This is a genomic window from Methanobrevibacter ruminantium, assembly GCF_016294135.1.
Classification (GTDB): Archaea; Methanobacteriota; Methanobacteria; order Methanobacteriales; family Methanobacteriaceae; genus Methanobrevibacter; species Methanobrevibacter ruminantium_A.
Genome location: NZ_JAEDCO010000008.1, coordinates 1 through 22,188, shown reverse-complemented (window position 1 = coordinate 22,188; position 22,188 = coordinate 1). Strand labels below are relative to the sequence as shown.

General features: G+C 31.3%; 21 protein-coding genes and 1 pseudogene. 16 read left to right on the top strand and 6 right to left on the bottom strand.

Going from position 1 to position 22,188, the window contains the following annotated elements; translation table 11 throughout:
• Window positions 1–85 precede the first annotated feature (85 nt).
• From arfB to VW161_RS03410, 4 genes are all read left to right on the top strand, one after another.
• Complete coding sequence (gene arfB, locus VW161_RS03425) at window positions 86–790, top strand: 2-amino-5-formylamino-6-ribosylaminopyrimidin-4(3H)-one 5'-monophosphate deformylase (RefSeq protein WP_304087999.1); 705 nt, start codon at window positions 86–88, stop codon at window positions 788–790.
• A gap of 85 nt (window positions 791–875) precedes the next feature.
• Complete coding sequence (tsaA, locus tag VW161_RS03420; protein WP_304088001.1) at window positions 876–1,268, top strand: tRNA (N6-threonylcarbamoyladenosine(37)-N6)-methyltransferase TrmO; 393 nt, start codon at window positions 876–878, stop codon at window positions 1,266–1,268.
• A 520-nt stretch (window positions 1,269–1,788) separates the two neighbouring features.
• On the top strand, window positions 1,789–2,022 hold the full coding sequence (locus tag VW161_RS03415) for an LSm family protein (protein WP_067146527.1): 234 nt from the start codon (window positions 1,789–1,791) through the stop codon (window positions 2,020–2,022).
• Between the two features lie 224 nt (window positions 2,023–2,246).
• Complete coding sequence (locus tag VW161_RS03410; protein WP_292775557.1) at window positions 2,247–2,432, top strand: 50S ribosomal protein L37e; 186 nt, start codon at window positions 2,247–2,249, stop codon at window positions 2,430–2,432.
• A gap of 233 nt (window positions 2,433–2,665) precedes the next feature.
• Here the strand turns inward: VW161_RS03410 and VW161_RS03405 are convergent, their stop codons facing one another.
• Window positions 2,666–3,127, bottom strand: coding sequence for a hypothetical protein (locus VW161_RS03405; RefSeq protein WP_298533788.1), 462 nt, complete (start codon window positions 3,125–3,127; stop codon window positions 2,666–2,668).
• 603 nt (window positions 3,128–3,730) lie between these two features.
• On the opposite strand from VW161_RS03405, the gene rnc reads away from it, so the two are divergent.
• Complete coding sequence (gene rnc, locus VW161_RS03400) at window positions 3,731–4,399, top strand: ribonuclease III (RefSeq protein WP_304088008.1); 669 nt, start codon at window positions 3,731–3,733, stop codon at window positions 4,397–4,399.
• 75 nt (window positions 4,400–4,474) lie between these two features.
• On the opposite strand, the gene VW161_RS03395 is transcribed toward rnc, so the two are convergent.
• Window positions 4,475–4,738 (bottom strand): hypothetical protein, encoded by a 264-nt coding sequence (locus tag VW161_RS03395; RefSeq protein ID WP_304088012.1) that lies wholly within the window; start codon window positions 4,736–4,738, stop codon window positions 4,475–4,477.
• A 280-nt stretch (window positions 4,739–5,018) separates the two neighbouring features.
• Here VW161_RS03395 and metX point away from each other — a divergent pair, with 280 nt between their 5' ends.
• The 8 genes from metX (at window position 5,019) to VW161_RS03355 (ending at window position 14,775) form a co-directional block, all read left to right on the top strand.
• Window positions 5,019–6,494: a homoserine O-acetyltransferase MetX gene (gene metX, locus VW161_RS03390; protein ID WP_304088013.1), complete on the top strand. Its 1,476-nt coding sequence runs from the start codon at window positions 5,019–5,021 to the stop codon at window positions 6,492–6,494.
• Window positions 6,495–6,712: 218 nt separating this feature from the next.
• On the top strand, window positions 6,713–8,173 hold the full coding sequence (locus VW161_RS03385) for a sodium-dependent transporter (RefSeq protein WP_304088015.1): 1,461 nt from the start codon (window positions 6,713–6,715) through the stop codon (window positions 8,171–8,173).
• A gap of 154 nt (window positions 8,174–8,327) precedes the next feature.
• A complete protein-coding gene (locus VW161_RS03380) occupies window positions 8,328–9,455 on the top strand; it encodes an MFS transporter (protein WP_304093685.1) in 1,128 nt (375 codons plus the stop codon).
• Complete coding sequence (locus VW161_RS03375; protein ID WP_304088021.1) at window positions 9,431–9,604, top strand: hypothetical protein; 174 nt, start codon at window positions 9,431–9,433, stop codon at window positions 9,602–9,604. Before VW161_RS03380 ends, VW161_RS03375 begins: the two co-directional genes overlap by 25 nt.
• A gap of 163 nt (window positions 9,605–9,767) precedes the next feature.
• A complete protein-coding gene (locus VW161_RS03370) occupies window positions 9,768–10,322 on the top strand; it encodes a LemA family protein (RefSeq protein ID WP_304088024.1) in 555 nt (184 codons plus the stop codon).
• Window positions 10,323–10,465: 143 nt separating this feature from the next.
• Window positions 10,466–12,253, top strand: a complete 1,788-nt coding sequence (locus VW161_RS03365; RefSeq protein WP_304093688.1) for a DUF2207 domain-containing protein — start codon at window positions 10,466–10,468, stop codon at window positions 12,251–12,253.
• A gap of 712 nt (window positions 12,254–12,965) precedes the next feature.
• The gene (locus VW161_RS03360; RefSeq protein ID WP_325192704.1) at window positions 12,966–14,348 is read left to right on the top strand and encodes an MFS transporter; all 1,383 of its coding nucleotides are present in this window, start codon (window positions 12,966–12,968) and stop codon (window positions 14,346–14,348) included.
• A 154-nt stretch (window positions 14,349–14,502) separates the two neighbouring features.
• On the top strand, window positions 14,503–14,775 hold the full coding sequence (locus VW161_RS03355; RefSeq protein ID WP_304088032.1) for a hypothetical protein: 273 nt from the start codon (window positions 14,503–14,505) through the stop codon (window positions 14,773–14,775).
• A 47-nt stretch (window positions 14,776–14,822) separates the two neighbouring features.
• Here VW161_RS03355 and VW161_RS03350 read toward each other — a convergent pair whose 3' ends face one another.
• Both VW161_RS03350 and VW161_RS03345 read right to left on the bottom strand, forming a co-directional pair.
• Window positions 14,823–15,164 carry a hypothetical protein gene (locus tag VW161_RS03350; RefSeq protein ID WP_304093692.1) on the bottom strand — a complete coding sequence of 114 codons (342 nt, stop codon included), beginning with the start codon at window positions 15,162–15,164 and terminating at the stop codon, window positions 14,823–14,825.
• Between the two features lie 10 nt (window positions 15,165–15,174).
• Window positions 15,175–15,600: a hypothetical protein gene (locus tag VW161_RS03345; RefSeq protein ID WP_325192703.1), complete on the bottom strand. Its 426-nt coding sequence runs from the start codon at window positions 15,598–15,600 to the stop codon at window positions 15,175–15,177.
• A 367-nt stretch (window positions 15,601–15,967) separates the two neighbouring features.
• Between VW161_RS03345 and VW161_RS03340 the strand changes: the two genes are divergently transcribed.
• Window positions 15,968–17,257 (top strand): TIGR02710 family CRISPR-associated CARF protein, encoded by a 1,290-nt coding sequence (locus VW161_RS03340; RefSeq protein ID WP_325192702.1) that lies wholly within the window; start codon window positions 15,968–15,970, stop codon window positions 17,255–17,257.
• Between the two features lie 46 nt (window positions 17,258–17,303).
• Here the strand turns inward: VW161_RS03340 and VW161_RS03335 are convergent, their stop codons facing one another.
• Complete coding sequence (locus tag VW161_RS03335) at window positions 17,304–18,608, bottom strand: tetratricopeptide repeat protein (protein WP_325192701.1); 1,305 nt, start codon at window positions 18,606–18,608, stop codon at window positions 17,304–17,306.
• Between the two features lie 610 nt (window positions 18,609–19,218).
• Between VW161_RS03335 and VW161_RS03330 the strand changes: the two genes are divergently transcribed.
• Both VW161_RS03330 and VW161_RS03325 read left to right on the top strand, forming a co-directional pair.
• A complete protein-coding gene (locus VW161_RS03330) occupies window positions 19,219–20,172 on the top strand; it encodes an AAA family ATPase (RefSeq protein WP_304105442.1) in 954 nt (317 codons plus the stop codon).
• A 1-nt stretch (window position 20,173) separates the two neighbouring features.
• Window positions 20,174–20,911, top strand: coding sequence for a hypothetical protein (locus tag VW161_RS03325; RefSeq protein WP_304102515.1), 738 nt, complete (start codon window positions 20,174–20,176; stop codon window positions 20,909–20,911).
• 146 nt (window positions 20,912–21,057) lie between these two features.
• On the opposite strand, the pseudogene mtrA reads toward VW161_RS03325, so the two are convergent.
• Window positions 21,058–21,642 (bottom strand): annotated as a pseudogene (gene mtrA / locus VW161_RS03320) (tetrahydromethanopterin S-methyltransferase subunit A); the annotation flags it as partial.
• Window positions 21,643–22,188: the final 546 nt, after the last annotated feature.

Below are 22,188 nucleotides of genomic sequence, written 5' to 3'. Positions count from 1 at the left end.
TTTTTAGAGTTAATCTTTAGCTATTTATTTTATTTATTTTATTTATTTTATTTATTTTATTTATTTTATTTATTCAAGTGATAATATGGTTGAATTGAGAGTAAACGCTGGAAACGTTAAGAATCCTAATGTTCACAAGATAGGAATAATTGCACTTGGATCACATCTTGAGAATCATGGTCCTGCCCTTCCTATTGATACAGATGCAAAGATAGCTTCATACATTGCATTTAAAGCTGCTTTGGAAAGCGGAGCTAAGTTCTTGGGAGTCGTTTATCCTGCTCATGAGATAAAGGAAATCAATCATGGAATACATGTTTCCTTAGATGACTTGACAGATGAAATTGTCAAGGTATTGAAATCAGCTAAGAAATTTTTGGGAATCAGCAGTGTAGTCATTGTAAATGGGCATGGAGGCAATTTGCCTATTGTTACTAAATTATATGATATTGAAGAGCAGACAGGTCTTCTTATCACACTAAACAGCAAGATAATTGAATCTGAAGGGCCTCATGGAGGTTCCGGTGAATTGTCCATGGCAAAGGTTTTAGGAATCATCAGTGAGGATGAAGTCAAGAACCAGACTGATTTGAGCCAATATGGTGAAGTTGGCCTATTCATGTTTAGCCAAGCAAGGAAAAATGATCCAAACATTGAAGAAGGTGCAATGGACATTGAAGAAAACGGGGTTTATGTGGATGAAGTTTATGGAAATGAACTCCTGAAGCTAGCTATTAACTCTGTATTGCTTGATGTTGAAAAGCAATTGGATTCCCACTACGGATACTGATTTTGATTGAATTTTATTAGTTTTTTATTCTTTTTTATTTTTTTTTTTAAATTAGTCATTGTTAATTATTTTGAGGATTGATTATATGGATGAAGAAATTATTTTTAAGCCGATTGGATACATCAAGTCTCCATATGAAGATGTGAAGAACATGCCGAAATCCACAAGGGAATCTGGTGATGTGGAAGCTGAGATGATCATCAATGAGGAGTATCTTGAAAGCATGTCCAGCATGGAAGTCGGTGAAGAGTATATGGTTTTATTCTATTTCCATAAGTCTAAAGGATTCAAGCAAAGGGTTCCTTTTATGGGAAATGGTCCGATTAAGGGATTGTTTTCAACACATGCTCCAAACAGGCCTAATCCCATTGGAGTTTCCACAATTAAGATAACTGCAATTGATGGAAATGTCATAAAGTTCAATGGAGTTGACATGCTTAATGGAACTCCAGTTCTTGACATAAAAGATATTTTATAATTCCTTTTTTGATTTTATTTTTATTATTTCCCATTCTTTTTTTATTTTTCCAATATTTTATCATTCTTTTTTCAATATTGGATAATTTTATTTATTTTCATTTGAAAATAGGGATAAATATTAGCTATTTGGCCTATTTGGGTACAAACCTTTATATACTATTTAAAATATATATTATATTAATATTAATTTGGTTTAGCTATATTATTATTGATTATTTTCAAATCTTATTGGAATTTCATAATTTTTAATAATTTTTAAGATAATTTTGGTTTTTTAATTTTATAGTGGATCTTATTAATTTATTAATTTTTAGAAAATTCTAATAATAGAGATTTTGTGTCTAAAACATATTGTCTTTATTTTTTCTAAAAAATTCCTTAACTACAGCATAATATTTAAAACAGATATTTTTAATTGATATTTGTTTTAAAAGAGGCTCAATTATCCTATTTGGGTTAGAAAAATAGTTAAGTTTATATATTATACAAACATATTTAATATAGTATAGGTGATAATCATGAGCGGACAACAAAATGTTCAAAGACCACTTGACGCATTAGGAAAAGCAGTAAATTCTCCAGTTTTGATTAAACTCAAAGGAGAAAGAGAATTCAGAGGTATCTTAAAAAGTTTCGACTTACACATGAACTTAGTTCTTAATGATGCTGAAGAATTAGAAAAAGGAGAAATAATGAGAAGATTAGGTACTGTTCTCATTAGAGGAGACAATATTGTATACATTTCTCCATAGAAACTTAGTTTCTTATTTTTTCTATTAGTTTTTCTTTGTTCTACTCAATAAAGATTATTGAATTAATTATTTATTAGTTAAATTAGTTTGTTTTATAAATTAATTTAATTAATTATCTATTTTATGTTCTTATTTTAAATAAGACAATTCTATAGACTATTTTATGTAGTCTGATCTGTGAAATTTATTATTATTGTTTATGATTGATTTAGGAGGAGATAGAAGTGAAAGGAACTCCATCAATGGGTAAAAAGAATAAAAAGACCCATATTAGATGTAGAAGATGTGGTAAAAACTCATACCACGTACGTAAGAAAGTTTGTGCTTCTTGTGGATTCGGTAAATCCAGTAAAATAAGAAGATACAGTTGGCAAAACAAAAAACCTACCACTCGTCAAAGATTAGTATAGGTTTGCCATTAGCTATTTAGCATATAAAATTTATTTGAGATAATATAAGCGAATTATCTCAAAACACTTACTATTTTTTATTATTTTTATTTCATATAGTCTACTTTAGGTATTTTTTTGACTATTTTATTTCATGTCTAGTCTATTTCAGGATTAAAATAAATAATTCTTAAAGATTGATATAAATAAGCGTTTTTTAAAATATTTAAAAAAAGTAGTTTTTTTTTTATTGTTTATTGAAAATCAGCAATAACCTGATCTAACTCATTTTGAAGCTTTTTCAATAATTTCACATTCTTTCCGGTTTTATCCAGGATAATGGTCATTATCTTATCAACTTCATTTTCTTGGTAGTTTGGATCTATCTCTTCACTCACACTGTCCCATAGCTCAACAGCCCAGTTTTTCTTGCCATTGTAAACTTGGTCAATCAGTGTCAATTTGCCGTTTTTCAGTCTGAATAACCTAAAGTCCTGTTTTGGATTGGATTTCTTCCCTTCCTTATTGCAGTCAAGATACAATCCATCAGAAAACTCAGTTTTATAGTCTCCAGCCTTAACAAATTCACCAACGAGTGAAAATCCATTCAACACGCTTTTGTCTAATCCAGTGACGGTTTTAACCCATCCGCCAGTAGCTCTAAAGTTTATTGAAGGATCAATATTTGTTATCTCTTCACACCAATTAAGAAGCATCTTTTTTCTCCAAAATAATCAGTTAAATTTAATTTAAGTTGATTTAATTAATAATATGTCTTTTAATTTTAATAAAATCCAAGATAAAAATTATATTAATACGAAATTAGCTATAATTTTGCCTTGTTCCTTTAATAAGGGATTAAAAATATATTATTTTTAAAAAACATAAAAAGCAATTCTTTAAAGTCCTTTAAATTCTGATTTAAATCTTTAAGCTGAAGCTTAAACCTGATTTTCAGCAATTTAATATAATTAAAAAATTGTTTTTATGCTTGTTGAATTATATTCTATAATTTTATTTATAAATGGATTATTCGAGAGCATTTGAAAACTAATATTTTTTACAAAATGATATTTTAAATGAAATTTATTTGATATTTATATACTAATTTATATACTAATTTATATACTATGTGAAATAAATATTAAACTAGGTATAGTTTTAACATTGTTATGATAGTGTTATGATAATTTAATATTATCATTGAATTCTCAATATGGGTAATATAAAATTATTATAATAATTCATCTAAATTCACTAAAAGACTATTTTTAAAGCTATATTGATAAATTGATTAATTGATACATTGAGTGAATTAAATGAAATTATTGGAAAAGTTTGATATTGTACCAAATAACGAAGAGTTATATAAGGTTGCTTTTACTCATTCTTCATACAGCGCTAAATATAACTTGGATTATGATTATGAAAGATTAGAGTTTCTTGGGGATTCCGTTTTGAATATGCTTACTTCAGAATTCCTCCAGAATATGCATCCTAAGTTCAGTGAAGGAAAATTGACTAAACTTCGAGCAAATTATGTCTGTCAGAATGCTTTGATTGTATATTCCCATGAGAATAACTTGGATAAATGCATCCGGTTAAACTTGGAAGACAATGCACTTACTGATAATGAGGTAATCTCAATCACTGCAGATGTCTTTGAGTCTTTTTTAGGGGCGATTTATCTTGATCAAGGCATAGAGAAGGCTAAAGAGTTTCTCGAGAAAACAGTCTTTCCCTACATTGAAGCAAAAACAGTCTTTTTCTATGATTATAAGTCTACAATTAAGGAATATGGGGATGCTAAAAGCGTCAAGGTTTGCTATGAATTGCTAGAAGAGCATGGTGCCCCTCATGATAAGACCTTTGTAATGAGAATCTTGATTGATGGGGTCGATTATGGTCATGGTGTTGGAAAAAGCAAAAAAGAGGCAGAGCAATTGGCTGCTAGTGAAGCTATTGATAAGCTACACATTGGAAAATAATAATTAAGTTAAATTGTTATTTTAAGAATAGTTGTTCTATGAAAAATAGATTTTAAGAATAATTAAGAAAATCAACTATTCCTCTTCATATATCTCAAGACAAATGTCATATATTGTTTCTAAATCCTCTTTCAAATCGAATTTTATGTTTTCAGGATTCTTCTCATTGAAGTGATTTATAACATTCTCTTCATCTATTTCATGATTATCTATTAGATCCATGATAATTTTAGATACGATTTTGCTTGTTTCAACGGTTATTGCATCATTGAACAAAAGCTCATATAATTCAATCAATAAATCAGTATTGTTAAATTCAATTGGATTTTCCTTAGTCATGAGATAATTCCTAATTTTTATTATTAAATGATTATATATGGGTTATATTTATTAATATTTGCTATTTTCTATAATAATACATTTATAAGTAAATATAAATAGTATTAGGATATATATAAGTAATGCGTAATACTTATATACATTAAGAAAGATTCAGTTCTTATTAACTAACTATACAAAACTGAAATAAGATTAATTCAATTAATAAATACTAGCTAGCTGTTGAATAGTATGCTGAATTATTTAAAATTCAGTATTCTTAAATTTAAGGTAATTGAAAATGAAACAAAGTACTGTTGGTAGAGTTATAACAAAATACTTTTCTATTAAAGATGATTTGAAGTTAAGCTCTGGCAAGACCCTTAGCAATGTAGAACTTGCTTATGAAACTTATGGTGAATTGAATTCCGCCAAATCCAATGCTATTTTAGTATGCCACGCACTTACAGGAGATGCACATGCTGCAGGTAAGTACACTGGCAACAAGAATGAAAAACCAGGATGGTGGGAGATGGTTATCGGTCCTGGAAAGGCATTAGACACTGACAAATATTTTGTCATCTGTTCAAATGTATTGGGAGGATGTAAAGGTTCAACTGGTCCGGCATCAATCAATCCAAAAACTGGAAAGAAATATGCTCTTGATTTCCCAATAATCACCATTGAAGATATGGTTCATGCTCAGAAAAAGCTTATAGAACATTTAGGCATAGACAAGTTATATGCTGTTATTGGAGGTTCTATGGGTGGAATGCAGGCATTGCAATGGGCTGTTTCTTATCCTAAAATGATGAAAAAGGCAAGTATAATTGCTACAACTGCAAGGTCTTCCCCTCAGCAAATTGCTTTTAATGAGGTAGGCAGACAATCCATTATTCTAGACAATAACTGGAATAGGGGAAACTACTATGAACAGGAATATGCTCCAAGATCAGGTCTTGCAGTTGCTCGTATGATAGGACACATCACATATCTCTCTGATGCTTCAATGTATCAGAAGTTTGGTAGAGACTTGCAGGACAAGACAGAACTCAGTTATGACTTCACTGTTGACTTTGAGGTGGAAAGCTACTTGCACCACCAAGGTGAGACTTTTGTAAGGCGTTTTGACGCTAATTCCTATTTATACATTACAAAAGCAGTGGATTACTTCGATTTGGCAGTTGAAGGTAACTTGGCTGAAGGTTTAAAGGATGTTGAGGCAAAGATACAAGTCATCGCTGTAGATTCCGATTGGCTTTACCCAGTAGACCAATCCAAAGACCTATTGGCTGCACTCCAAACCAATGATGTTGATGTAATCTACAATGAAGTCAAGTCTGACTATGGTCACGATGCATTCCTTCTTGAAAACGGTCAAATGAACTTCCTTTTATCCAATTTCCTATCTGAACATAATGTAGGGGATGTTATGAAAACAGAAGTTCCTACAATTTGCATTGATTCAACCGTTAAGGCAGCTGCAGTTATCATGTTTGACAATGAGATCACTCATTTGCCTGTAGTAAATGATGATAAGACTTTAGCAGGAATCGTTACTGCATGGGACTTGTCCAAATCAATTGTTGAGGATTGCAGTGAATTGAGGGAAGTAATGACTAAAGATGTCAGAACCTGTAAATCAACTGATGAGATTGAGGATATCGCAAGATTGATGAAGAAATACAACATATCCTGCTTGCCTGTTGTTGATGGAGATGACTTAAAAGGACTCATTACAACTGATAGGATATCACATCTTATTTCAAATTACTAATCCCAGCTTTTGAGCTAAAGCTCAAAACCTGGACCAAAATTCTTTCTTAAGTGGGAGTAAATTCCTTTTTATTTTTAACTTTTTTTATTCATTTATTTTTTAATTTTAAAAATTTTTATCTATTTTTCTCATTTTATCTTAATTCAATAAATAATAAAGTTAAGTTTTTATATTTATATTAATAAAAATATTAATAATTGATTTTAGGATTTAATATCATGAGTGAAAAATTAGAGTGGGATAGTTCCCTATCATTTATATTTGCTATGATTGGAGCGGCTGTTGGTCTAGGAAACATTTGGAGATTCAGTTATGTATTGTATTCCAACGGTGGAGGATCATTCTTTATTCCTTATTTCATTGCTATAGCAATTATGGGAATCCCTTTTTTAATACTTGAATATGGTGTGGGATTCAGTTTTAAGGAATCCTTTTCGAAGATTTTAAAGGATATCAATGAGCGGTTTGAGTATATAGCTTGGGCGCTTGTTCTTTTTGTGTTTATAGTTACAATTTATTATATGGTTATTCTGAGTTGGGATATGGTATATCTTCTAAGCAGTTTCACATTCAGTTGGGGTACTGATACAGCTGCTTACTTCACATCCACTGTTGGTGGAAGCTCTGATTTGGCTAGTGCAGGATTCTTGCTTCTCCCTACAACCATTTGTGTAATCTTGATGTGGATCGTTTTATGGTACATTTCCCATAAGGATGTTGATGATGGTATCGGTAAGGTTTCAAAAATATTGATTCCAGCATTATTTATCATAATGGGAATCATTGTCATTTATGCATTGACATTGCCTGGACAAATGATAGGTGTAGATGCTCTCTTAAGGCCAAGATGGTCTATGCTTTTGGATATTAATATTTGGCTAGCGGCATTTGCTCAAATTATTTTCTCTTTAAGTATGGGTCAGGCAATCGCTTTGACATATGCGAGCTACTTGCCGAAGGCTTCCAAATTAACCGACAATGTGCTTATTGTAGTTGCTTCAAACTCATTGTTTGAAATATTCACTGCATTTGGTGTATTTTCAATTCTTGGTTACATGTCACTTCATTCTGGTATGGCAATGACCAAATTGGTTACTGAAGGTACTGGACTTGTATTCGTTGTTTTCCCAATGATCTTTAACATTATGGGTCCAATCGGTAGAGTTTTAGCACCAGCACTGTTCTTATCTATTTTATTTGCAGGAATAACTTCTGCATTAGGATTCTTTGAACCGATGTTATCTTCTACAAGTGCTAAGTTTAATTTAGGCAGAAAAAGAACTGCAGGTATCTTATCAATTATCGGATGTGCTTTTTCAGTTCTTTTGACTACTGGTATCAGCAGTTATTTGGTAGGAATCATTGATTCATTTGTAAATGAGTTCGGTATCTTATTATTGATTGGAGTCCAATGTGTAATCTTTGCTTGGTTCTATAAGCTTGATGATTTGGTTCCTATATTGAATGAGAATGGACACTTGAAAGTAGGCAAATTATGGAAATTCGTAATCAAGTACCTATTGCCAATTGTGCTCTTTGCAATGTGGATTTACGGTATGTATGCACTCTTTATGAATGCAGCAACATTCGAATTGATTGTTGATTTAATCATTATGGTGTCTGTTTTAGTATCCAGTATCGTTTTAACTAGATTAAGCCCAAGAGAAGATGAAAGCTAATTTTCATCTTTTATTTTCTTTTTTTCAATTTATTTTAATTATCTTATCTAATTTTTAATATCTGATCTGTTATTTTCAATTATTTTATTCTATTTTTTATTAATTTTTATCTGTTTTAATCAATTTTTTATATAAAAAATACAATATTTAATTAATGAATGCTATAAGAACTTCCAATCAAAATGAAGATAAGATATTTACAACAGACTTCTTTTTAATCTTCGGTGCATTGCTATTTTCAGCTCTTGTAATGTATGCATTGATGTCTACAGTTACTGAGTATGCCAGATCCATGGGTACAAGTGCAACTATAGCGGGTCTTGTATCTGGAATATACATCTTTGGAGGGCTTTGTTCAAGAATATATTCTGCTAATGCGCTTGAGAAAAGAGATTGGAAGAAATTAGCCATTGTTTTCTTAAGCATTCACTTTTTAGCATGCATTTTCTACTTTTTTGCAAATAATGTAACACTTCTTCTGATTGTAAGATTCATTCATGGCCTTGGATTTGGAGCTTCAGCAAATGCAATTGTAACAATCGCTTCTGCAATATTGCCTAAGAAACGCTTTGGAGAGGCATTCGGATACTTTATGCTTGGAACTACAATTGCTGTAGGATTAGGCCCATATGTTTCAGGATTTTTCTATGACAATTGGGGCTCTTTTGGTTCATTTAGCCTTGCAACAAGCTTTGCTTTCCTTGGATTGCTATGCATACTCCTTTTAGATATAAGCAAATATGAAATAATGCATAATAGTGAGATTGAAAATACTATTGAAGAAGACAGGGAAGAACTTTCATTAGAAGAAAAAGGAACATTCAGAAGCTTTATAGATAAGATATTTGAAATTCCAGCGATTCCTGTTTCATTATTTACAGGTCTTACAAGCCTTGGATATGTTTCAATATTGTCATTTTACAGATTATATGCAGTTGAAGTGGATTTGGTAAGTGCATTCTCACTATTCTTTATAATCTATTCAATTGTTCTTGTGGCTTCAAGGCCTATTGCAGGTAGAATTCAGGATAATTACGGAGATAGAATAGTCTGTTTCACAGGAATCATTGCACAAGCAATTGGGCTCTTTTTAATTGCTTGGATGCCTTCTGCAATAACCGTTTTCATTTGTGCAGTTTGTGCAGCCCTTGGTTTCGGTACACTGAATTCAGCTTGCACAGCTATTGTTACAAGGGACACTTCAGCAAATCGCGTCCTTATGCAATATCAACATTCTTTATTTTCTGTGATGGAACTATGGGATTCGGCCCTGCATTGCTAGGATCATTTGTAAGTGCTGCAAGCGGATATGCTCCAGTTTACTTCATTTCCTCATTCATTACATTGCTTGCATTGCCAATAGCTTTCTTTGCACTTAAAAATAGTTTAATTAATTATCCTTTTTTTATATCAATTTTAAATCAAATATAGTTTACTTTTTATAAAAATATTAATTCATTAAAAAATTTAAATATAAAAGAATAAATATATTAAGGAAAATAAATATTTTCATAGTGATTATAATCTTGATTTATTGAAATGATTTCTAAATCAATATTGTAATAATTATAAAAAAATTATCGTAGGTGAAACTATGAATATCTTATTAATAATTTTAATCGTTATAATAATCATTATTCTTGTAGCTATTGTAGCTATTTACAATGGCCTTGTAACTGCAAGAAACAAAGTAAAGAACGCATGGGCTCAAATTGATGTTCAATTGAATAGAAGATCAGATTTGATTCCTAATTTAGTTGAAACCGTTAAAGGATATGCAGCTCATGAAAGCTCTGTATTTGAAGATGTAACTGCAGCAAGAGCTGGATTGATGAATGCAAATGGAGTTAAGGAAATAGGTGAAGCTAACAATCAATTGTCCAGCACCTTAAAGACCTTATTTGCTGTTGCTGAAAACTATCCTGAATTGAAAGCTAATGAAAACTTCAAGGAATTGCAAGAACAATTAGCGCAAACTGAAGACAAGATAGCTTATTCCAGACAGTTCTACAACGACACTGTATTGATGTACAATAACAAATGCCAAACATTCCCAAGCAATATCTTTGCAGGCATGTTCGGATTCAAGGAAGCTGACTTCTTTGAAGCTGCTGGAGAAGCAAGATCTGTACCTAAAGTTGAATTCTAAATTGATAATGTTTTAGACATTAGGATTTAAATTAAATTTAATGATTATTTTAGAAATTAGAATTTTTAAATTTAATTTAATCTTCTAAACAGTAATAATTAGTATATGGGGATTTCCTCCTCGTATATTAATAGGAGAAATCTATGAATTTTAAAAGCAAGGCATTTGCCATTCTTTTAATCCTTATATTCTGTCTATCTGTACTGCCTACTGCATCTGCTGTGGATTATTCAATTCCTTATGCAAATGTGGACATACAGGTATACGAAGATGGGCTCATCAATGTCTACGAAGAGATTGACTATCACTTCGATTCATCTGCAAATGGTGTTTACAGGGATATTCCACTAAAGAGAAATCAGTCTGTTGAGAATCTTCACGTTTATGTTGTTGGAGCTTATTATGATTATAAGATAATCAATCAAGACGGAATGGAAAGGATAAAGATCTATCTTTACCGTGATGCAGCCAAAACCCAAAAGATTCAAGCGGGAACTGATGTTAAGGTTTATCTCCAATATGACTTCACCCATGTTGTAAAGGTCTACAATGATGTGGCTGAACTCCAATACAAGGTTTGGGGAGATGAATGGGAAGAGGATTTAGGTTCATTGGATGCTGTAATTCGTTTCCCAGATGATGAAAAGCTTGAATATTGGATAAACCCTGCATACAGCGATGCAAAGGCCAAATGGTCTGATGGAGATCTACTGATTTCCAGTGATGGCGTATCTGAAGGAAGTTATGTTGAAGCAAGGGCTTTAATCCCATTAGATGAATTGTCATCCAGCACTCCTTATGCACAGCACATCAATAAGAATGCCGCTGATGAAATAAGGAGCATGCAAAAAAGTGAGGCGGATACACAAAATCTCTTAAGCACTGTAGGCTCCATAGTCAATTATCTCATGGTTGCATTATGTGCAATTCCACTTGCAATCTATTACAAGTTTGGAAGGGAACCAAAGACTGATTATCAAGGAATATATGAGCATGAACCTCCAACCAATGATCCTCCAGCATTTGTAAATGCTCTAATGAGTGGTTTTGGAAAGAATGTCGGTGAATTGGATCAAAAGGCTTTCCAAGCTACAATCATGGATTTGATCAATAGGGGAAAACTAGGAGTGGACTCTGAAGAGGATACTGAATTCACTAAAACCACTTTCCTTACTGTAAAGTCCATGGATGGCCTTGAAAGGTATGAAAGGGAATTGATTGACCTTTTAAGAACTTATGAATTGAATGGAAGAATCAGTTTCTCATATATGCAGGATTGCCTTAGGGAAGAGTACCAAGCAAGGGCTTATCAGGACAGGTACAACGCTTGGTGTCAAAACTTCAAGAATGACTATTTGCCTGATGAGCTATTAAGCGAATACTTTGACCAAACAGGTTCCGATTATATGATGTACTTTGGTATAGGTGCACTCATATTGGCGATTGTTGTTGGTGCATTATCAATTTTCTTGAACTTTAGAGGAAGCTTCATAACAACTATAGTTGCTGTTCTCTTTGCAATCGTAGGTGTTGCTTGCCTTATCATGCCATCTGGAATCGGAGGCAAATACACACTTAAGGGAAAGCTTTACACTGAAAGATGGGATAAATTCAAGAAGTTCCTTAAGGATTACTCTTTAATTAAAGAGCATCCTCCAGAATCAATTGCAATATGGAACAAGTATTTGGTTTATGCAACTGCCCTTGGTGTGGCTGATCAAGTCTATAAAGCGATGAAACTGCATGTATATGGTGGATTGGACAATCCTAATTACACTACAAATGACTTGTTCATGTTCTATTATCTTGGTGGTTATAATCATATTGACAGTTCATTTGCAACTGCATCATCTACCATTTCAGCTGCTAACAATGACTCCATAGGAGGAATTGGAGGCGGTTCCGGTGGTGGAGGTGGTGGTGCTTTCTAACCCATCTTTTCCACCCAGCTTTTCCGCCCCTTCGGGGCGCAAAACCTGGACCAAAACTTTTCTACTGCGCATGAGATAATAATCATTATTTTTTCTCTATTTTTCTTTTTTATTCTTTTTTATACAATTTTTATATTTTTATCTTTAATTAGAGTATTACTTTTTTATTATTACTTTTTCATTGTTATCTATTTAAAGAATAATACTCTATATAAAGAGTATTACTGATTTAAGCTATTTTTAGCCATTTGTAATAAGAAAAACTTTATATGATTATTACTACTATATATTAAATAAGCATGATATTACTTTTTAGTAAATTTTTATTATTCTTATCAATATTATCGCTGTGTTACCTTAAAGTTAGATTCTGAAAGTTTATTGAAAAATGATATTGTGCAACTCAAGATAATAAGTAATATTTACTTATTTTCTCTCCTTAATGCATTTTAGATAAGGTTATGATGATTTGCAGATAAAAAGTTTATTTAAATCTTAAAAATCACTACAATCCAAATATTATTTAATATATTTCTAAATCACAAAACATTATAATATCAATCTCTTCTGCAAATTGTTATAATCTTTATCTAGACTCTTTTTTTAAGCATCTCTTTTCAGCTATTCTCCTATCAGTGCCCTTTTAAAAATTATAAAAAAATTTATATTAAATCTAAATTATAATTATTAATATCAAACAAAAGGTGTTAATGTGGGTATTGTAAATAGATTAGGTTTGGAAAAATCAGTTATACTGCTTGCTGCAGTCGTTTCATTTGTCACTGCTTTTCTAGCAAACATTTCAGTTGCCCTTCCGCTTATTGCACGTGAGCTTTCAATGAGCAATATAGTTCAAAATTGGGTGGCTACAATCTTTTTGCTTGCAATTGCTGCATTATCAATACCTTTAGGAAAATATACAAGCAAATATGGGCTTAAAAGATCTCTTTTTACAGGTATTATAGTCACTATGATTGGAGTGATCATTTCCTGCTTCTCCTTTTCAAGTGAAATGCTCTTATTTTCAAGGGTCGTTCAGGGAATAGGAACTGCATTCATCAATGTAGCTTCAATGGCACTAATCGTTTCTGCTGTACCTCCAGAAACCCGTGGACAGGCATTGGGATTGAATATTGCAGGAGTTTACATAGGATTATCTTCAGCTCCAGTTATAGGTGGAATAGTGATTTATTACCTTGGATGGCAAAGTATCTTCTATTGCATGCTTCCATTCCTCATATTTTCAGCTATTCTCTGTTATGCATTGGAAGGTGAATGGACAATGTATGATGGCATTATAGATAAGTTGGGATCAATTGTCTATATGATTGGAATCCTGCTATTTGTTTATGGATTCACTGTGATAAACACTGGCTTAGGTAAGATATTGTTGTTGGTTGGTTTGGCCTTGCTGATTTGCTTTGCGTATATTGAATTGAGGGTTGATAATCCTGTATTCGAAGTGAGATTGTTTAAGAATGCAAGGTTCTCCTCTTCAAATTTAGCATCCTTGATAAGTTATTTGGCAACTTTTGTAATCACATACATAGTAACCTATCATTTTCAATACATTATGGGCCTAGATTCACAAATGTCTGGCCTACTTCTAATAGTAACACCGGTTATGATGGCAATATTGGCACCGATATCAGGACGAATATCCGACAAGATAGATCCTCAAAAGCTTGCCGCTATTGGTATGGGATTTGTTACTGTAGCTATCTTGATTTTATGCTTCCTGAATGAGTCAACTCCATTGTATGTAATTATAGTTGCAATGTTCCTACAGGGAATCGGTTATGGAATGTTTTCAACTCCAAACACCAATGCGATTATGAGTTCTGTTCCAAAAGAAGAGACAGGTACTGCTTCTGCATCCCTTGCAGCTATGAGGGTTATAGGTCAAACATTAAGTATCGGTTTGCTTACAGTTATCTTTGCTTACATTATGGGAAATGTGCCTATTGTTCCGGAATATTATCCATTGCTTATGGAAAGTTCAAGGATTTCATGTATAATTTCAGCTATTTTATGTGTAATAGCAGTATGTGCCTCATTGGTTGGATTAAGATCTTATGTTGAGTATGAGACTTAATTTTTTATCTTTTTTATTTTTTTTTTTTTTTTTAAAAATAGTTTATTTTATAATTTTTTAAAATTATTATCTTTTTATGCTTTTTTTACATAAATGGTTTAATATAGAAAACCTTTATAAGTAACGAATATTATAATATTGTTCCGGTGATATGATGATAGGAAAAAGCAATATTTTAAAAAAGCAGGAACAAGAAAAAGAGCTTCCAGACTACGGAATTGGCCCAATTGTAGCTGCATATTTCTTAGGCTACCTCAAATCTGAAAATGGTGAAAAGATTGCAGATGAGGATATTGAAAAACTCTACATTGGAGCTTGTCTCAAAATGGGAATCGGTCCAGTTGAAGACCTTTCTGAAATGTTCCAAGTATTATTCGGCTTAGGTGAAGAGAAAAAGGATGATAAACCTCTTCAGTACTATGCTTAAATAAACTCTTTTTTCTTTTTTTTAAATTTTTAGATATTTATTGACATTTAACCCATTAATAGAATATGGCAACCAAGATAGAAATCAAATAGATTGTTCTTTTTTGAAAAAGATTCCATTTGATTGCATATTTTTTCTATTTCTTTTTCATAATATTCACGGCTATGTCCATTTGAATACTTTAAAATATACTCCTTTTCAAGTTGAATGCAGTCGTACATAACATTTACATAGACTTTTCCCAATCCTTTAGGGATTGTGATTTTTTCTATTTCTTTTTTAAAAGTGTATATGTTATTTTTTTCTTCATCTGATAATGTTTTGTAGATTTGCGGTGCTGGGTATTCATTTACAAGGGTGTTATCTTCATTTATTAGCTTATATATCATTTTTTCACCTTCATTTATTTTCAAATTTCAATTCATTTAAAACATTTTCCATATATTTTATAGAATCATTAATTTCTTTTTCAGTTAAGGGATTAAATAATTTATAATCTGCTTTTTTACGTAATCTATGTAATTCATATAAATTTTTACTTGCTTTCATCTTTTCATACTTTATTAAGCAATCCCTAACTTGCCTATGTTCAGAAACATATTTTTTCCCTTCTGCTTCATATTCCCACTTTTGTTTAAGTTTAAATCCTGAAATTTCTTCTAACCATAAGAGAGCATAGGAATAAGCACTATAATATGCCCTATTTATTATTGTTCCATCTACTGCACGAGATTCAATATCTGGTTTTATATACATTGCCTTATTCTCTTCCAGCAATAAGGTAAATTTATATGATGGGTATTGAGGATATTTTTCTATGTTCATGGTATCACTTCAGTTATCAAATTCATTCTTTGAGAACTCAATGATCTTCCAATAAATCCTAATACTCAATCATTCATTTCAAAAACATAGTATATAATGTTATCGATTTTTAAATTGACTATCATTGCTTTAAATCAATTCTATAGACTAATTAGAATATTTTTTTAGATATAGTAAACTATATTTGACTTGTTATATTATAACGAAACAAATAAATTGTATTTTCATCATTTAATTGATTTTCATCGAAATTTTAGAAATATAATATCCCATTAGATAATTATAAATAATTTTAAAAATAGACTATTTTTATTAATTTAAAATAAAAAATTATTATTTAACTTATTTTACTTTTTGCAGTGGTATCATGAGAAGGAAAATAAAGACTCTATTTATGACAGTGGGAACAGGAATTAATCCAAATTCAGATGAGGAGAGCTATCAAAGATTGGCTAAGGTATTATACAATTCAATTAACAAGATCTCTCCAGACTATATAGTGTTCTTTGCCTCAGAAATATCAATGAATACAATCGATTATGTTAAGGAACTCTTTGAGGCAGATGATGATGTATTCATTGAAGGTGAAGACTATGAAATTGCTATTTTAAATGATATAGACAGTTTCAATGACTGCTTTGAAACATTTGAAAGAATGGTATGGAAATTCAACATCTTATCCGAAGACAAGCATGAAATAATCATAGATTACACTTCCGGAACCAAAACAATGTCTGCTGCAATGGCTTGCTGTGGAATGTTCTATTCAGTGGACCTTATCAGCGTTACTGGAGACAGGAAGAATGGAACAGTATCCCTCGGTACAGAAACAATAAAGTATCAAAACCTCTATAAGGTATATGACAAGTTTTCACTCATGAGAGTCAGGAATTACTTCAATGCAAACAGATTTTACACTGCAAGTGAAATATTGGAAAAAATAGTTGATGAAAGCATTCACACAGAGGATCTTATGAATCTTTCCAATGCATATTATGCATGGGACAATATGGACTTTGATGTCGCTTATGATTTTCTAACTAAAGTGGACTTGAATCTCTTAGAGCTTAAGGAAATCAAGGATGATATCAAGATAAACCTTAAGGCTTTAGGCACTATAGTAAGGTCTCAACACGAGAATCTCAAGAACTGCTATATCCTTGCAAGTTTGATAAATAATTCAATAAGAAGGGCTGATGAATATAAGTATGATGATGCCATCGCTCGATTATATAGGGCATTTGAATTGATTGCACAAATTAGGCTTGCCGCTTATGGATTAACAAGTTCAGATATTGATGTTAATATACTTTTAGAGAAAAATGTAAGTCCTGAATTCATTGATTCACTTGAAAAAACAAGGGATGAAGGCAAAATAAAAATAGGATTGATTAAGGATTATGAGCTATTGGCAGAATTGGATGATGATTTGGGAAAGTACTTTGCAGAAAATAGGCATAGCATCAACAATATAACCATTAAAAGAAACAATTCAATCTTGGCTCATGGACTTGAATCATTGGACAAGGAGGATTTCGATCAATTTGAAGAGCTTGTTGAAAACCTTGCCCGCAAGTTGGATAAGGATATGGGCAAGTTCCTCAAGGAGACCAGATTCGCCAAGTTTGATTTGAAAGTAAAGATGAATGAGATTTAGTATTTTTATTCAATTTGAAAGTAAAGATGAATGGGATTTAGGATTTTCATTCCTTATCTTCATCTTCCCCTATCTCTTTTAGGAATTCTCTCCATTCTCTTTCTTCTTCCATCATGTATTCATTGTATTTTTCAAAGTCCTTTTCAGCAAGTTCTTTTTTTCCAACTCTTTTGTAATGCTTAGCACGTTCCAGGTATATTGTATAATAGTCCGGATGTTTTGATTGAAGCTTATTGTAGATGTTTTCAGCTCTTTCTGCATATCCTGCCTTAGATAATCTGCTTGCAATTTCCATAATGTACTCGCTGTATGGCCCTTGATTATAATCCCAATTCTCAAGCATCACATGTGTTCCCACCTTAAGGGATTCAAATGCATTGTGAGTGTCTCCCAAATCGAAATAGATTGCCCCGAGGACATGGAATGCCTTATCGCATTGATAATTATTCAATAGCTTGTTTGCATATTCTATTGCTTCATAATAGTTTCCTAAATAATAGGAAGTTTCAGTAATCAAAAAGAGAGATGTTTTATCCATTTCATCGATTTTCAATGCCTCATTCAGATATTTATGAGCAAGGTCGAAATTTAGATTTTCAATGTAGTTTTTAGCTATTGAAGCCTTCTTTTCAGCTGTAGAATATAGCCTGTCAGAGTTGATGAGGTATTTCAATGAATCAAAATGCCTGTTTAGTTCATGGTATGACATTCCAATTATATAATTGAAATGAGCAGATTCAAGATCCTTTTCAAATGCTCCATTTTCCCTTAACTCTTCAAAGGACTCTATTACTTCATCATATTTCCCAAGAGAATATAGTCGTATAAGCAATAAAGACTTTATTTCAGGAATCACATTGGTCATTTCATTGAAGTAAAACATGGAGCGTTCATCATCATCAAGCTCTTCATAAATGTCAGACATATGATGCAGAGCCAATGTGTTTTCAGGATTCAATTCAAGCAGCTTGTCCCCGTATTCGATTGCCTTATCGTATTCTTCAAGCTCCTTGAATAAAATAAAATGATTTAATAAGTAGTTTTCCTTATCTTTGGTCTCTTTAATGATTTCCAAAGCTTTTTCTGGATGGCTTAGTTTCACATATGCAAGGCCGATCATCATGTATGAATCGTCTCTTGCTTCCCCGTTCTCTATACATTTGTTAAATAGTTCGATTGATTTTTCATATTCCTTCTTATTGTAATAATCGCAAGCCAGGTTTTCCTGGAATTCGATTAGATTCGGATTGATTTTCAGTATTTCCTTACAGACTTCTATGGATTTGTCTATATTGAATTCACATTCCACAGAGTTGTAGGATGCTATTAATCTGTCAAGTTTGCTTGACATAAATATCACCGTATAAAAATTGATTTAACAAGTTTATGTATTAGTAGTATATAAAGGTTTTGAATTAGAGCAAAATAAAAAAAGAAAAAGAAGTGTTATTTTTATAAATAATTAACTATTTATGGTTCTTTTTCTTTTTTATTAATTTATTTTAGTTAATCTTATATAGTGGGAAAAATATAATTGATATTAGCGAAGTAGGGGTTTCCCTACTTCTTTCTTGCTTTAATTATCGTCTGCACTATTAAAATAGTGCAAACAAAATAATATAATGCAAGGGCAATATCAATTAATTCCCCCATATAATCACCTCCCTAGCAAGTATCTTCGCTTCAACTCTTTTTAAACTATTTTTAATTTAAATTTCATTGTTAAAGCCACTTAACTATATTTTCTTATATTGATTTTTTAATTATTTAAAGGTTTATATGTTCTTTATTTTGGTTATAAATAGTTATATGTCGTTAATTTTTTATTTTAACTTTAATATGATTTTTATTTTGTTATTAAATTATAATTAGGTTGAAAAATTATAATGATTTTATAAAAAAATTTCAATAAATTTAAATTTTTAAAAAACATACTATTATTAAAAATAATAGGGGATAACATGTCTAATTTCAAATTTAAAATCAATAATGTAGGTTCAATCAATCATGCGGATATGGAGATAGGGAGAATCAATGTCATGGGTGGTAAGAACTGTACTGGAAAATCCACCACAAGCAATTTATTATACTGCTTTTTAAGAGCTATTTCTTCAGAAAATGACTCTACAATAAATGAATTGCTTGATAGCGAATTTGATATAACTGGTCCTCAGGATTACAATGATAATGCTGGCATTTATTCTATTGACTTTTCATGCACTTTTGATTTTAAGAATTTTGAGTTTAGCAAGAAAGGAGATTTGGATATAACTAAAGTATTTTACTTTGACTCTTTCTCACTATTTGACAATAAAAGTGGAGGAACCTACTTTTTAGAGCATGTTAAAAGCTTGGAAGCTGCTTTGGAAATAACTGAAGATAAAAATAATAAAGATTGGGAAGTTGAAAAGCTCATAAAGGAAATTCTAGGTGGAGAGATTAAAAAGGAAAACGGTGAATTGTTCTTTGTGAGAGAAAATGGATTCAAGACCCATATGAAAAACACTTCTTCAGGTGTAAAGCAAGTGGCTATTATCCAAACACTCCTAAACAACAATGAACTTGAACCTAATTCATTCCTGATCATGGATGAGCCAGAGGTCAATCTTCACCCTGAATGGCAGATCAAGTTTGCAAAGATTCTTGTCTTGCTTGTAAAAGAGCTTGACTTAAGCATTTATATCGCTTCTCATAGTCCTTTCTTCATTGAAGCTATTGAACTCTATTCCCAATACTATGGCTTGCTTGATGAGAGCTTCTTCTACTTGACCCAAAAGGCAGAAGGGTATCAGTATGACATTGTATCTGTTGATTCTAATAATCTTGAAGCAATATATAGAAACCTTGGACAACCTTATGATATCCTTGATAAGATCAAGATGGACTTGATGTTCAAGAAACTAGATGGTGATTGAAATGGATGATATAGAAAAGTTTGATAAGTTCTTGTCTTTTTATGATAAGTATTATCAGACTGTAAGTGAGATATCAATGCCATGTCCGATTCACGATAAGGATTGTCCTTCAATTAAGCACAAGGAATGTGTAAGCAAAAGCAAGGAACCTCTTGTAAGTAGTGATTTCATGATGTATTCCTTTGACGATATTTGTAGGGATACTGAAATTATAGATATTTGTAACCTACCATCTACCTGTGACGGCTTGTATTTGGATAAAAAGAGAAAAGTTCTATATTTCATAGAGTACAAGGGAGTTAAAATAGATAGGAATAGCAAAAGGTCAGAGCTTCATGATATTTTATATAATATGAATAAGGATTCAGAATGTTATGACAAGTATTATGAAAGATTGCAATGGGTTTATAACAGTTATGGTGATGAACTTGCATTTAAGCTAAGGCTGAAGCCATTTGAAACCCTTGACTTGGCATTGCCTAATGTCTATAAGGATTATTGCAATAAGAATAGTATTTCTGATGAGGATAAGTTGGATTTAAATGAGTTCTTGTCTAGCATTAAGAAGGTTTATATTGTTGTAGCGGTTTGTGATAAGAGAAATCCGACTGCAGACAGGGTTGGTTCATATAGGTTTATCTTAAGAAAGCCATTTGAAAGATTGAGAGATCTTGGATTATTTGATATGGTTGAGATAATGGATCATAATAAGTTTAAGTTCTTTTTAGAGAAAATTTAGTTTAACTTTACAGTTGCTGTTTTAAAAAAAGATAAAAAAGATAAAATATTATTAAATAAACATTTTTTAAAAAAAGTAAAAAAAGATAAAATATTATTAAATAAACATTTTTTAAAAAAGAAAAAATAAAAATAAAAATAAAAGCATTATTCTGCTTCTATTTTTATTTTATATTTTGGTATTGAGGGGATTTTGTTTGTCTCCTTAATTTTCAAATCAATTTTTTTCTCATCAATCTTGAAAATTATAGGTTCTTCTTCCAATGCACCAGGGTCTTTTTCTATTAGTTCTTTTACGCCAGTTGAAATTGCTGAACTGTCTTCATTATCTATCAAATCAATTATTTCAACCTGGTTTTGGAATCTTTCTATGGCATCCATTGGTAAATTCTCCACATAGGGGATTGCACCAGTAGCGCCAATAATTCTCTTTTTTTCTTCATCACAGCCATTTTCATAAAGTGCCTGTATGCTTTGACCCGTAATATGTCCCTGCACTTCAGCACCACACAACATCAGGAACCTGATGTTTGGGTTTGAAATTATATTAGCCACTACTTTTTCAATTCCTAGATTTTCAGTTTTGCAAGGACCTGCAATAGCAGCTCCTGCTGCTGATGGGATTTCTTCGATATGGGAAGCTAATGTTGCCACTGCTACAGGACTTTCAGGATCTCCTACGATATAATCTCCAGTAATCACTGGCCAATTTTCTGATGTAGGCTTTTTTTTCTACCATATTGTTTCCCTCCATTCAATGATTTTCATGAATATGACTTTTCCCTTAATTTTTGGTTTGTTGAAAACCAAGAAATGGATGAAATTTTGAACATTTTTGATTGAGCGCTTTCCTATATTATATCTGTAGGTTTTCAACAAAACCAAAAACTATGCCTGCTAATACACAGAGAGGAGTTCCTGATAAAAAATATCTATTAGTAGTATATAAGTATTTTTATTGAACATTTTTTATTTTTTTATTTATATTTAATAAAATAATTGAACAATAATCAATTATGTTTATTTTTATTAAAAAATATATTTATCAATAACATCATGCAATTTATTTGAAAATAATATTGAACAATATTCTTTTTTTCATGATTTTTTTTTTTTAAATTGGTAAATGCTCATAGGATCTGTTTAGAATTTTTTTTCAATTTTTAATGTCCTATTTTAGGTAAAAATCATAATATTTTAAATATTTTAAGATTCTTTTGAAAATATTATCATTTTTTTATATTTTTCATAAACATTGTTTAGGTTAAATTTTTATTT